The 11,468-nt window shown below is 64.2% G+C and carries 13 protein-coding genes; 11 read left to right on the plus strand and 2 right to left on the minus strand.

What is annotated here, in order from left to right:
- The 9 genes from H535_RS22715 (at position 1) to H535_RS0100915 (ending at position 8,324) form a co-directional block, all read left to right on the plus strand.
- Entirely contained in the window at positions 1-390 is a 390-nt protein-coding gene (locus tag H535_RS22715) for a DUF1048 domain-containing protein (protein ID WP_035767904.1), read from the plus strand.
- Positions 390-1,220, plus strand: a complete 831-nt coding sequence (locus H535_RS22720) for an ABC transporter ATP-binding protein (RefSeq protein WP_081416350.1) — start codon at positions 390-392, stop codon at positions 1,218-1,220. The genes H535_RS22715 and H535_RS22720 overlap by 1 nt, the downstream gene beginning before the upstream one ends.
- 10 nt (positions 1,221-1,230) lie before the next feature.
- Positions 1,231-1,992 (plus strand): ABC transporter permease, encoded by a 762-nt coding sequence (locus H535_RS0100885; RefSeq protein ID WP_026818042.1) that lies wholly within the window; start codon positions 1,231-1,233, stop codon positions 1,990-1,992.
- A gap of 166 nt (positions 1,993-2,158) precedes the next feature.
- Positions 2,159-3,025, plus strand: coding sequence for an ABC transporter ATP-binding protein (locus H535_RS0100890; RefSeq protein WP_081416351.1), 867 nt, complete (start codon positions 2,159-2,161; stop codon positions 3,023-3,025).
- Positions 3,007-4,569, plus strand: coding sequence for a hypothetical protein (locus H535_RS0100895; RefSeq protein WP_026818044.1), 1,563 nt, complete (start codon positions 3,007-3,009; stop codon positions 4,567-4,569). The genes H535_RS0100890 and H535_RS0100895 overlap by 19 nt, the downstream gene beginning before the upstream one ends.
- 31 nt (positions 4,570-4,600) lie before the next feature.
- Positions 4,601-5,383, plus strand: coding sequence for a glucosamine-6-phosphate deaminase (gene nagB, locus H535_RS0100900; RefSeq protein WP_026818045.1), 783 nt, complete (start codon positions 4,601-4,603; stop codon positions 5,381-5,383).
- Positions 5,384-5,444: 61 nt separating this feature from the next.
- The gene (locus H535_RS0100905; RefSeq protein WP_026818046.1) at positions 5,445-5,804 is read left to right on the plus strand and encodes a DUF3039 domain-containing protein; all 360 of its coding nucleotides are present in this window, start codon (positions 5,445-5,447) and stop codon (positions 5,802-5,804) included.
- Between the two features lie 305 nt (positions 5,805-6,109).
- Positions 6,110-7,876 carry a DEAD/DEAH box helicase gene (locus H535_RS0100910; RefSeq protein WP_026818047.1) on the plus strand — a complete coding sequence of 589 codons (1,767 nt, stop codon included), beginning with the start codon at positions 6,110-6,112 and terminating at the stop codon, positions 7,874-7,876.
- A gap of 169 nt (positions 7,877-8,045) precedes the next feature.
- Entirely contained in the window at positions 8,046-8,324 is a 279-nt protein-coding gene (locus H535_RS0100915) for a GIY-YIG nuclease family protein (RefSeq protein ID WP_026818048.1), read from the plus strand.
- A gap of 74 nt (positions 8,325-8,398) precedes the next feature.
- Here the strand turns inward: H535_RS0100915 and H535_RS0100920 are convergent, their stop codons facing one another.
- Both H535_RS0100920 and H535_RS0100925 read right to left on the minus strand, forming a co-directional pair.
- Positions 8,399-9,016: an isochorismatase family protein gene (locus H535_RS0100920; protein ID WP_026818049.1), complete on the minus strand. Its 618-nt coding sequence runs from the start codon at positions 9,014-9,016 to the stop codon at positions 8,399-8,401.
- A gap of 2 nt (positions 9,017-9,018) precedes the next feature.
- A complete protein-coding gene (locus H535_RS0100925) occupies positions 9,019-10,332 on the minus strand; it encodes a nicotinate phosphoribosyltransferase (protein WP_026818050.1) in 1,314 nt (437 codons plus the stop codon).
- Positions 10,333-10,471: 139 nt separating this feature from the next.
- Here H535_RS0100925 and clpS point away from each other — a divergent pair, with 139 nt between their 5' ends.
- Both clpS and H535_RS0100935 read left to right on the plus strand, forming a co-directional pair.
- The gene (clpS, locus tag H535_RS0100930; RefSeq protein ID WP_026818051.1) at positions 10,472-10,774 is read left to right on the plus strand and encodes an ATP-dependent Clp protease adapter ClpS; all 303 of its coding nucleotides are present in this window, start codon (positions 10,472-10,474) and stop codon (positions 10,772-10,774) included.
- Positions 10,775-10,779: 5 nt separating this feature from the next.
- The gene (locus H535_RS0100935) at positions 10,780-11,376 is read left to right on the plus strand and encodes a DUF2017 domain-containing protein (RefSeq protein WP_026818052.1); all 597 of its coding nucleotides are present in this window, start codon (positions 10,780-10,782) and stop codon (positions 11,374-11,376) included.
- The last annotated feature ends 92 nt before the right edge of the window (positions 11,377-11,468 follow it).

Consider the following 11,468-nt stretch of genomic DNA (forward strand, 5'->3'; position numbering starts at 1 on the left):
ATGGCCACAAAGTGGGTCGAGCACCTCACAGGGTCGCTCGAGGACAAGAAGCGCTACCGGCGGAATAAGGCGCGTATCAAACAGCTTCCCGAAAACTATCGCACGGCGGCCGAGGCCCTGGAACGGTATTTGATGTACTTCGGGGCGATAACGAAGGGCGGCATCCTGGTTTCGATGCTGGATGATCTTGCCGAATTGTTCGAGCAGAGCGCCGCGGACGGAATCCAGATCCGCGAGATCGTCGGTCAGGATCCTGTGGAGTTCGCTGAGGCGTTCCTGCAGAACTACTCAGAGGGTCAGTGGATCAACAAAGAGCGCGAACGGCTGACGCAGGTCATCGACCGTGCTGCTGTGGGCGACGCCGGAAACGATGATGAAAGGCGCATTTGATGAGAACACAGCAGCCACCGGCGATCGTTGTGAGGGGTCTGGAGAAGTCATATCAGGATCTGCAGGTTCTGTGCGGTGTGGATCTCGACGTGGAGAAGGGCAGCATTTTTGCCTTGCTCGGATCGAACGGAGCGGGAAAGACCACGGCAGTGAAAATATTGTCGACGCTGCTGAGGGCAGACGCGGGCACTGCGAGCGTCGGCGGCTTCGACGTGGCCACACAACCGGACAACGTGCGAGAAGCCATCAGCCTGACCGGACAGTTCGCCGCCGTCGATGAAATCCTCAGCGGGCGGGAGAACCTCGTGCTGGTCGCCCGGCTGCGACACCTCAAAGGCACGGGAGCGATCGCGGATGACTTGCTGGAGCGGTTTTCGCTGACCGATGCGGGAGCGAGGAGGGTGTCCACGTACTCGGGCGGGATGCGCCGCCGGCTCGACATCGCGATGAGCCTGATCGGAAACCCGCCGGTCATATTCCTGGACGAACCGACCACCGGGCTCGACCCGGAGGCCCGCATCGAGGTGTGGAAAGCGACGAAGGAGCTCGCCGGGCGCGGTACCACGGTGCTGCTGACCACGCAGTATCTCGAGGAGGCCGAGCAGCTCGCCGACCGGATCGCGATCCTGCACCAGGGGAAAATCATCGTCAACGACACCCTGGCGGAACTCAGGCAACTGCTGCCGCCTGCCGAAGTCGAATACGTGGAGAAGCAACCCTCCCTCGAAGAGATCTTCTTCGCCGTCGTCGGCGAGACAGGAGAAGACGACAAATACAGTGCGGCCGAGCAGCCCAACGCAAAACGCAAAACCAAGTCGAACAAGGGGTAAGGAAACGACCATGGCCACGCATTTCTTCGCCGACACCGCCGCCCTGACAGGCCGGTCCCTGCGCCATGTCACCCGCAGCCTGGACACGATCATCACCACCGCAGTCACCCCGGTCGCTCTGATGCTGCTATTCGTCTATGTGTTCGGCGGCGCGATCGATACCGGGTCGGATTCGTATGTGAGCTACATGCTGCCCGGCATCCTGCTCATCACGATCGCCTCAGGCATCGCCTACACTGCCCATCGGCTATTCATGGATATGCAGAGCGGTGTCTTCGAACGCTTCCAATCCATGCCGATTGTCCGGTCCGGGGTGCTGTGGGCACACGTGCTTACATCAGTGACCGCCAATCTGATCTCACTTTTGATCGTTGTCGGCGTTGCGATCCTGATGGGCTTCCGTACAGGAGCCGGTGTGATGGCGTGGCTGGTGGTGGTCGGCATCCTGGTTTTGTTCACCCTGGCGTTGACATGGCTGGCCGTCATCGCGGGACTATCCGCGAAGACCGTGGATGGGGCAACTGCATTCTCCTACCCGCTTATCTTCCTGCCGTTCATCAGCTCAGCCTTCGTGCCCACCGAGACAATGCCCGGCCCGGTGCGTGCCTTCGCCGAGCACCAACCGGTCACCTCCATCGTCAACACGATCCGCGACCTGTTCACGCAGCAGCCAATCGGCGACGATATGTGGATCGCACTCGGCTGGTGCGTCGGTATCCTGCTTGCTGGGTACGGCCTCGCCATGGGCGCCTACCGCCGCAAAATCGCCTAACCGGGCCCGGGCTCCACATGCCGAGCTCGGTTCGTTCCTCCAGGCCCAACAGCTCTGCGTCCTTGCGCAACTGAGCGGCACTCATCCCGCAGGACCCATGCAGGTCCGGCAATTTTACTCCGCAAGGATGAGCCCCGCCGGCAGGACTGCTTGCTAGCGTTGAAGCATGACCCAAGACCCATTCGCCCCACGTACGGACGATGTACCCGAACCCGGGCTGTATCCCGGTGTGCCGGCCGACGCCGACAGGGAAGCCGCCCGCCCCGCTGCAGCGAACGCGCCCGGTGCCCTGAGCATCCGCGGACTGGCCAAGCGGTTCGGGGAGAAGATCGCCGTCAACGGAATCAACCTCGACGTCCCGGCCGGATCGTTCTATGGGCTGGTCGGGCCCAACGGGGCCGGCAAGACGACGTCGTTATCCATGGCCACCGGCCTGCTGCGCCCGGACTACGGCCAGGTGCTGATCCACGACGTCGACGTGTGGGGCCAGCCGCTGGAAGCCAAGAAACTGATGGGGATCCTGCCGGACGGCGTGAGGCTCTTCGACCGCCTCAGCGGCGAGCAGCTGGTGACCTACGCCGGCCTGCTGCGCGGGATGGACCGCAATACCGTGGCCAGCCGCGTCGCGGACCTGCTGCAGGCCCTCGACCTGACCAACGACGCCGGAACATTGGTTGTCGACTACTCGGCAGGCATGACCAAGAAGATCGCGCTCGCGTCGGCGTTGATCCATGCGCCGAAGCTGCTGGTGCTTGACGAGCCGTTCGAATCGGTCGACCCCATCTCGGCCGCGAACATCCGCGATATTCTGCACAGTTATGTTGGATCGGGCGGCACAGTGATCGTCTCCAGCCATGTGATGGACCTGGTGCAGCGGATGTGCGATCACGTGGCCGTGATCGCCGGTGGCAACGTGCTGGCAGCGGGCACCGTGGACGAAGTGCGCGGAGACTCCAGCCTGGAGGACCGTTTCGTGGAACTGGTGGGCGGACGCAATCAGACGGAGGGGCTCGAATGGTTGCGCACCTCGTAAGGCTGAAGGTCCAGCTGCTGTTCAACTCGCTGCGCCGCAGCACGTGGCAGCTCGTTGGAGTCATCATCGGCGGCCTCTACGGGCTCGGGGTGATGACCGGTGTCGTCGCCGGGCTGGTGGCGCTGAGCTTCGCTGACGTCGAATTGGCGCGCACCGTCGTCGTGCTCGGCGGCTCGGCACTGTTCCTGGGCTGGATGGTGATTCCGCTGGTCGCCGGAGGCGTCGATATGACGCTGGATCCGGCACGATTCGTCACCTTCGCCGTTCCGATGAACAAGCTGCTGGCAGGTATGATGCTGGCGGGCCTGGTCGGTGTTCCGGGCTTCATCACGCTGCTGGCAGCCCTGGCCACTGTGGGAACCTGGTGGCAACGCCCGGTGTCCCTGGTGGCTGCGCTGGTGTGCGCCGTCATCGCCGTCTTCACCTGTATTGTGCTCTCCAGGCTGGTCACCTCCGCCACCACCAGTCTGGCCTCCTCGCGCCGCTTCAAGGACGTCAGCGGAATCATCGCGTTCATTCCTCTGATCCTGCTGGGGCCGATTATGGGCACGGTGGCAACCGGATTGGAGAATGCACAGTCGTTCCTGCCGGAACTGGCGGCGGCATTGTCCTGGACCCCCTTGGGCGCCGTGTGGTCGGTTCCTGCGGATCTGGCCTTGGGGTCCTACGGCTCCGCGGCATTGAAGTTTCTGATCGCGGCGGCCACCCTCGCGCTGCTTGCCTGGCTGTGGAAGCTGGCGCTGGCCAGCGCACTTGTCACTCCCGCTCACAGCGCGGTGACGCGCAAGCAGGCGGGGGACCTGGGGTTCTTTGCCCGTTTCCCGGCGAACCCGACGGGAGCCGTGGCTGCGCGTGCGCTGACGTACTGGATCCGCGACCCGCGGTACGGTGCCTCGCTGATCATGGTTCCTGTGCTGCCGGTGCTGCTGCTCTTTATCGGCGATGGCCTCGGCGCGCTCAACTACCTGGGACCCATTACCGCTGTATTGCTGGCCTGGTCGATTTCCGCCGACGTGTCCTACGACAACACAGCTTTCTGGACTCACCTCACCACTGGTGTCAGCGGCTGGGCGGACCGGGCGGGACGAGTGCTGGCGTGCCTGGTGTTCGCCCTGCCGGTGTCGCTGTTGTTCGTCGTCGTGCCGTTGTGGATCAATGCCGACTGGGCGCTGTTGCCGCCAATCCTGGGACTCACTGTCGGAGCGCTGTTCACCGGGCTGGGGCTGTCCAGCGTCATCTCAGCCCGTTACACCTACGCTGTTCCGCCGCCCGGGGAGAGCCCGTTCAAGACCCCGCCGGGTTCGGGCGCCCGGACGGTGGTCGTCCAGCTCGTTGGCTGGCTGGTGATGGCCGCGCTGATTATCCCCGAACTGGTGCTGGCACTGATCGCCATCCTGGGGGACCGGGAACTGTTTGGCTGGTTGACGCTGGCCTGCGGCCTGGTGCTGGGCGTGGCGCTTTTGCTGCTGGGGGTCCGGTTGGGTGGAAAATGGTACGACAAACGCGCCCCGGAACTGCTGTTGGCGGTGACCCGGAACCAGTAGGCGCCGGCGGCGACCATGAGAGCGAGGACAGGTGGAGGTTGTAGTACTTCCCGGCAGCGGAGCGATGGGGACAGCGGCGGCGGACGCCGTCGAAGCGTTATTGCATGACAAACCCGACGCCGTGCTCGGCCTTGCCACCGGTTCGTCGCCGCTGCCTGTCTATGACGAGCTCGCCAGACGTCACACCAGCGAAAGACTTGAGTTCTCGTCTGCTTCGGCTTTCACTCTTGATGAATACGTCGGGCTGTCGGCCGGGCACCCGCAGTCATACCGCGAAGTCATCCGCCGCGAATTCACCAACCGCGTGGATATCGATCCGGACCGGGTGCACGGGCCCGACGGCGGCGCCACCGACATCCCGGCCGCGTGCGCCGCATATGAGCGGGCCATGGTCAGTGCCGGAGGGGTGGATCTGCAGCTGCTGGGGGTGGGAACTGACGGGCATCTGGCGTTCAACGAACCCACGTCATCGCTGGCCTCCCGCACCAGGATCAAGACTTTGACTGAGCAGACCCGCAAGGACAATGCGCGGTTCTTCGACCACCCGGATGAAGTCCCCGGTCATGTCATCACCCAAGGCCTGGGCACCATTATGGAAGCCCGGCATGTGATACTGCTCGCCGCCGGAGGACAGAAGGCCGAGGCGGTGCGCGACCTGGTGGAAGGCCCAGTGGCGGCTCGCTGCCCGGCGTCGTTATTGCAATTCCACTCCCATGCCACCATTCTCGTGGACGAGGCCGCGGCTTCGGCCCTCAAGCTGGCCGATTATTACCGCTACACTTATGATCACAAGCCGGCCTGGCAGGGACTCTAGCGACGTCGACTTGCATCGGGAGCAGCGCGCATCGAACACCATCAGCGGTTAGAATAGGACTATGAGTATGCCCTCCGATCCCTTCGAAACAGATCCCTCCCGGGAGGGATCCGGCCCAGGTGGTTCAACAGCCACTATCGAGCGCGAGGAACTGCGCGAGGAGGTTGAACCGGGCGACAGCGAACGGTTTGCCCACTACGTCCGCAAGGAAAAGATCATGGAGTCGGCGATGTCCGGTGACGCGGTGATCGCTCTCTGCGGGAAGGTGTGGACTCCCGGCCGCGACCCGGAGAAATTCCCGGTGTGTCCCGAATGCAAGGACATCTATGACGGTCTTCGCCCCGGCAAGGACGGCAAAGGCAAGGGCGGCAAAGGTGGCAAAGGCGGCGACCAGGACGGCGGCGGAGACTCCGGCAAGTAGCCGGTCCGTGGTCGGTCTTTAGCCGTCAGCCTTGGGCGCGGGCCCGCAGCGCCACCCGCAGGTGCTTGGACCGCAGGTGCCGGCCCGCGCGTGCGTCACCGCGTTTTGTAGCTGCCGCACAAGCCCGCCGCACAGCGGCAAGCCCGCGTGAAGCCGTGCTCGCTGCGGCGGTCATGATGAGCAACACAGGAGTATTTTTTGCCGTTTGGACGATCGCGTCTGTCCGCAGTGCCGATGACAGTAGCCGGAACCCGGATCTGCGCGCCGTACCGGCAGACCGGAAGAGCAGGAATGGGGGCACGATCGTGAACGACACATTGTTCAGCGCCGGCTCCTCCATGCCTCCGGCGTACCCGGACCGGGCCGCCTGGGGCACCGCTCAAAAGCTGCGTGCCTGGCAGGCCGAGGCGCTGGAGCAGTACTTCCAAGCCGCCCCCCGGGACTTCCTGGCGGTGGCGACGCCCGGATCCGGCAAGACAACTTTCGCCCTGCGTGCCGCCGCCGAACTCATCGAACGCGGAACCGTCAACCGTGTCACCGTTGTCACGCCCACCGACCACCTGAAGCAGCAGTGGGCCGACGCGGCGGCACGGATCGGCATCGCCATCGATCCGAACTTCAAGAATGCCGACGGGCGGCACGGCCAAGGCTTTATCGGCGTCGCCGTGACCTACGCCCAGGTGGCCAACAAACCGATGCTGCACCGGGCCAAGACCGAGGCCGCCAAGACCCTGGTCATCCTCGACGAAATCCACCATGGCGGCGACGCGCTGTCTTGGGGCGATGGCATCGCCGAGGCCTTCGACCCGGCCGCCCGGCGGCTGGCACTGACCGGTACGCCCTTCCGCTCCGACACGGCTGCCATCCCGTTCGTGGAGTATGTCGAGGATTCCGACGGCATCCGGCGTTCCCGCGCGGATTACACCTACGGCTACGGCGAGGCGTTGAAGGACCATGTGGTCCGGCCCGTCATCTTCATGGCCTACTCAGGGGAGATGCGGTGGCGCACCAGCGCCGGCGATGAAATCGCCGCGAATCTGGGCGGGGCAGCCACCAAGGACATCACCGCCCAGGCATGGCGGACTGCGCTCAACCCGCAGGGCGAATGGATTCCCTCGGTGCTGGCCGCAGCGGACCGGAGGCTCACCGAGGTGCGCCACACGGTGCCCGACGCCGGTGCTCTGGTGATTGCCACCGATCACGAGGATGCCCGTGCCTACGCTGGACAGCTGAAGAAGATCACCGGCGAATCCCCCACGGTGATCCTGTCCGACGATCCGAAGGCATCATCCAGGATTGAAAAGTTCTCCGACGGTGAGAGCCGTTGGATGATCGCCGTGCGGATGGTCTCCGAAGGGGTCGACGTGCCGCGGCTGGCCGTCGGCGTGTACGCCACCTCCACCTCCACGCCGTTGTTCTTCGCCCAGGCCGTGGGCCGCTTCGTCCGTGCCCGCAAGCGGGGGGAGACGGCGTCGATATTCCTGCCGTCCGTGCCGATCCTGATGGAACTGGCGAACCAGCTGGAACTGGAGCGCGACCATGCGCTGGACCGGCCGCAGTCCGACGAAGAGGAAGCGTTCTCCGAGGAAGACGAGGAGATGCTGGCGGCCAACCGGGAGGAGAAGGCCTCCGACGAGCTGTCCCGTACTCCGTTCGAGGCATTGGAATCCCAGGCGTCCTTCGACCGAGTGCTGTACGACGGCGGCGAGTTCGGTGCCGGGGGAGACCTCGGCAGCGAGGACGAGCTCGACTTCCTGGGGATCCCGGGACTGCTTGACGCCGAGCAGGTGGGGACCCTGCTGCGGCAGCGCCAAGCCGAGCAACAGTCGCGCCGGAGCAAGCCCGCCCAGGAAACGGAAACTCAGGTACCCGACCATCGGCAGTTGAAGGATTTGCGTAACGAACTGGCGCGCAATGTCTCGGCGTGGTCGGCACGTTCGGGCACGCCGCACGGGGTGGTGCACAGTGAGTTGCGTCGGATCTGCGGCGGACCTCCCGTGGCGCAGGCCGATGAGGAGCAGTTGACCCAGCGTCTGAAGAAACTGCAGAACTGGTTCGTCGGCCGGAAATAGCTCGGTGGTCGAGTAAGGCGCGCAGCAACACCCCGGTGGTCGAGTAAGGCGCGCAGCGCCGCACCGAGACCCCGCACCGAGACCGCGACTTATCCACAATTGCGCCAGGCACCATTTACCCACTGGTCCGCTTCGGAGAACCTTCGTTCAAGAGATAACGGAGGGCGCCATGCCGCATATGTACATCCTCGAATGTGGAGACAGCAGCTTCTACGTGGGAAGCACGTGGGATATCGAACGTAGATTGGCCCAGCACCAAGCGGGGGCAGGCGCCCGCTATACAGCCAGGCGTCTGCCGGTAAAGCTGGTCTATTGCGAGGAATTCACCCGAATCAGGGATGCCTTCGTGCGGGAGAAGCAGGTGCAGAACTGGAGCAGAGCGAAACGGCAGACTCTGATCGGTGGACGTCCAGACGCGATCCGCAGCAACATGAAACGGGCACAGTAGCGGTCTCGATGGCGGGGTCTCGATGCCGGGTCTCGGTGCGGCGCTTCGCGCCTTACTCGACCACCGGGTTGGGGCTATTTCAGGTCGACGCCGGCCGACTCCATGTCTTCGAGCGCCCGGTCCGTGGTGTCCGGTGAAACTCCGGCGGTGAGGCCGACCAGCACCGCGGTGGCGTAGCCGGCCTGCACTGCGTCGAGGACCGTGGCCTTCACACAATAGTCGGTGGCGATGCCCGCGATCTCGACCTCATCGACTTCGTTCTGCCGCAGCCAGTCGTCGAGGCTTATCTTCTCGTCGTCATCCGGCACTTCCTCGGTGGGCTCCCGGTCGCCGGTGGGCACCACCACATCGGGGGCAGCGACGCCGTCGAACCCCGAATACCCCGAGTCGTACTGACCCTTGCGGAAGAAGGCGTCCACTTGCTCGGTGTCGAACCCCGGGTGGGGTTGTGCCCCCTCGGTTCCGGCGACGCAGTGCACCGGCCAGCTGTCCACAAAATCCGGCGTCTGAGAGAAATGTGAACCCGGGTCGATGTGCCAGTCCTGTGTGGCGACGATGAAGTCGTACCGGTCGAAATTCTGCTCAATGAAATCGCTGATTGCGGCGGCGGTGTCGGCTCCGCCATCGGTGGCGAGAGAGCCGCCCTCGCAGAAGTCGTTCTGCACGTCGACAATGATCAGTGCGCGCGTCATTCTTACTCCTCGAATTCAGTGGGGATGACTGCCTCGCCCCGCTGCAGGCGCAGGGCTTCGGCCGGAAGTTCTGCCATAGTTTCATTATGCCGCCGTGCGGCCCGCGCCACAGCATCGGGGCCGGTCCAGCCGGTCACGATTTCGCCGTCGGCGACGAACTGTTCCAGCAGCGGCCGCCCTCCGTCGTCGTCCTCGGCTTGCCCGTCGATGCGGATCACTTCGGACGTCGCGGTGCCGTTCCGGTCCTGGCGCCGTACGGCGTGCTTGCGCCCGCCCACGGACACCTTGTTTTTGCTGGTTTTGGCCACCGGGACGAAATTGCCGTCGTCGTCTTCGCGGCTGACCAGTTTGTATACCATGCTCGCCGTTGGCGCGCCTGAACCTGTCACCAGTGAGGTCCCGACACCGTAGGAATCCACCGGAGCGGAGGCAAGCGCGGCGATGGCGAATTCGTCCAGATCGGAGGTGACGGTGATTTTCGTGTGGTGGTTGCCCAGCGAGTCCAGCAGCAAGCGGACGTCCCGTGCCTGGGTCAGCAGGTCCCCGGAGTCCAGCCGGACGGCGCCCAGCTGATTGCCGGCCAGCTCCACGGCATTGCGTACGGCCGTGTCGACGTCGTAGGTGTCCACCAGCAGGGTCGTGTCACGGCCCAGCGATTCCAGCTGGGCGGTGAAAGCATCCTGCTCGGAGTCGTGCAGCAGCGTGAAGGAATGGGCGGCGGTGCCCATGGTCGGCACGCCGTACTGCTGCCCGGCGGCCAGGTTGGAGGTCCCGGCGAATCCGCCGATCACAGCGGCGCGGGACGCGGCGACGGCGGCGGACTCATGGGTGCGACGCGACCCCATCTCCACACACGGGCGACCCGCGGCCGCTGACGTCATCCGGCTGGCCGCCGAAGCGATGGCACTGTCGTGATTGAGCACCGAGAGAATATAGGTTTCCAGCAGGCACGCCTCGGCGAAGGTCGATTCCACAGTAAGGATGGGGGAGCCGGCGAAGTAGGCGTCTCCCTCCGCATAACCGTAAATGTTGCCGGAAAACTTGAAGTCGGCCAACCAGGAGATCGTGGCGTCGTCGACGACTTTGGCCCGGGCGAGGAAGTCCAGTTCCTGCTGCCCGAAGCGGAAATCGGCCAGCCCTTCCAGCAGCCGGCCGGTGCCGGCGACGATCCCGTACCGGCGTCCCTCCGGCAGCCGCCGGGAAAATGTCTCGAAGACTGAGCGGCGGTGTGCGGCGCCCGAATGCAGGGCTGCCTGGAGCATGGTCAGTTCGTAGTGGTCGGTGAAAAGCGAGGTGTTGGATCCAGGGGTGCTCACACCAAGACTCTAATGGCCCAGTGCCATGTTTAGTACCCGCGTTGAGTGCCCGCGTTGGGATCAGCGTTGAGTACCCGCGTTGGCACCCTCCGCCGTGGTCCGTCCCGCAAACCGGCCGCGGCAATTTATAATAGAAGTCATGACTGTCATCGCCGGCTCCACCCCCGACACTGACCAGCAGACGGACGTCGAGCAACTCATTGATACCGATATTCCCTGGGTGGTCATTGTCTGGAACGACCCCGTGAACCTGATGAGCTACGTCAGCTTCGTCTTCCAGAGTTACTTCGGATATTCGGATGCCAAGGCCCACCGGCTGATGATGGAGGTCCATGAGCAGGGCAAGTCCGTGGTGGCCAACGGGGCCAAGGAAAAGATGGAACAACACACCACGGCCATGCATTCGTACGGGCTGTGGGCAACCTACCAGAAAGCGGACTAATCGACGTGGCCAAAGCTTTCCGTAACACGCGCAAGGGTATCGCCGGCTATCTTGAGCCGGGCGAGCGGGACCTGGTCCGCAAGCTCTTTGGCGACATCATCACCATGCTGGAGCCGGACGAGGTTGCCAACGAGGACCCGTTGGCAGCCATGGTTGGTCTCGACGAGAAGGCCGAAACGCCGTCGGACCCGGCGCTGTTCCGGCTGCTGCCCAACGCGGTAAATAATGACGACGACGAGGCGCTGGAATTCCGCCGCCTCACCGAGCGCTCGCTGCGGGAAACGAAGGTCGGCGCACTGCGTGCAGCGTCCCTGGCGTTGGACAGCAGCCGACTGCTGTTGGACTACGAACAGGGCCAGATCTTCTCGCGGGCGTTGAACGATGTGCGGCTGGTGCTGGCGCAGCGGCTGGAGATCGAAAGCACCGAAGACGCCGACCGCATCCACGAGGTGCTGGAGCCGTCGCAGGCCGAAGACGTCGAACAATACCTCGCCCTGGTGTACAACTTCACCACCTGGTTGCAGGAGTCGCTGATGCAGGCCTTGGTGGACCAGCTGGACCAGAGGGGACAGCAACCGCCTGAACCGCCGGGCGATCAGTGACGCCGGTACCAGCCGGAACGGAGGCCTCCGTCCCGGGGGGTCGGCTAAATGTGATTAAGGGAACGCCGTCTCAAGTTCACCTTCGGCGAGGC

This window comes from Arthrobacter castelli DSM 16402 (genome assembly GCF_000430705.1).
Classification (GTDB): Bacteria; Actinomycetota; Actinomycetes; order Actinomycetales; family Micrococcaceae; genus Arthrobacter_C; species Arthrobacter_C castelli.

Coding starts and splice junctions, on each gene's coding strand:
- H535_RS22715 (WP_035767904.1), top strand. CDS start 1: ATGGCCACAAAGTGGGTCGAGCACCTCACAGGGTCGCTCGAGGACAAG.
- H535_RS22720 (WP_081416350.1), top strand. CDS start 390: ATGAGAACACAGCAGCCACCGGCGATCGTTGTGAGGGGTCTGGAGAAG.
- H535_RS0100885 (WP_026818042.1), top strand. CDS start 1,231: ATGGCCACGCATTTCTTCGCCGACACCGCCGCCCTGACAGGCCGGTCC.
- H535_RS0100890 (WP_081416351.1), top strand. CDS start 2,159: ATGACCCAAGACCCATTCGCCCCACGTACGGACGATGTACCCGAACCC.
- H535_RS0100895 (WP_026818044.1), top strand. CDS start 3,007: ATGGTTGCGCACCTCGTAAGGCTGAAGGTCCAGCTGCTGTTCAACTCG.
- H535_RS0100905 (WP_026818046.1), top strand. CDS start 5,445: ATGAGTATGCCCTCCGATCCCTTCGAAACAGATCCCTCCCGGGAGGGA.
- H535_RS0100915 (WP_026818048.1), top strand. CDS start 8,046: ATGCCGCATATGTACATCCTCGAATGTGGAGACAGCAGCTTCTACGTG.
- H535_RS0100920 (WP_026818049.1), bottom strand. CDS start 9,016: ATGACGCGCGCACTGATCATTGTCGACGTGCAGAACGACTTCTGCGAG.
- clpS (WP_026818051.1), top strand. CDS start 10,472: ATGACTGTCATCGCCGGCTCCACCCCCGACACTGACCAGCAGACGGAC.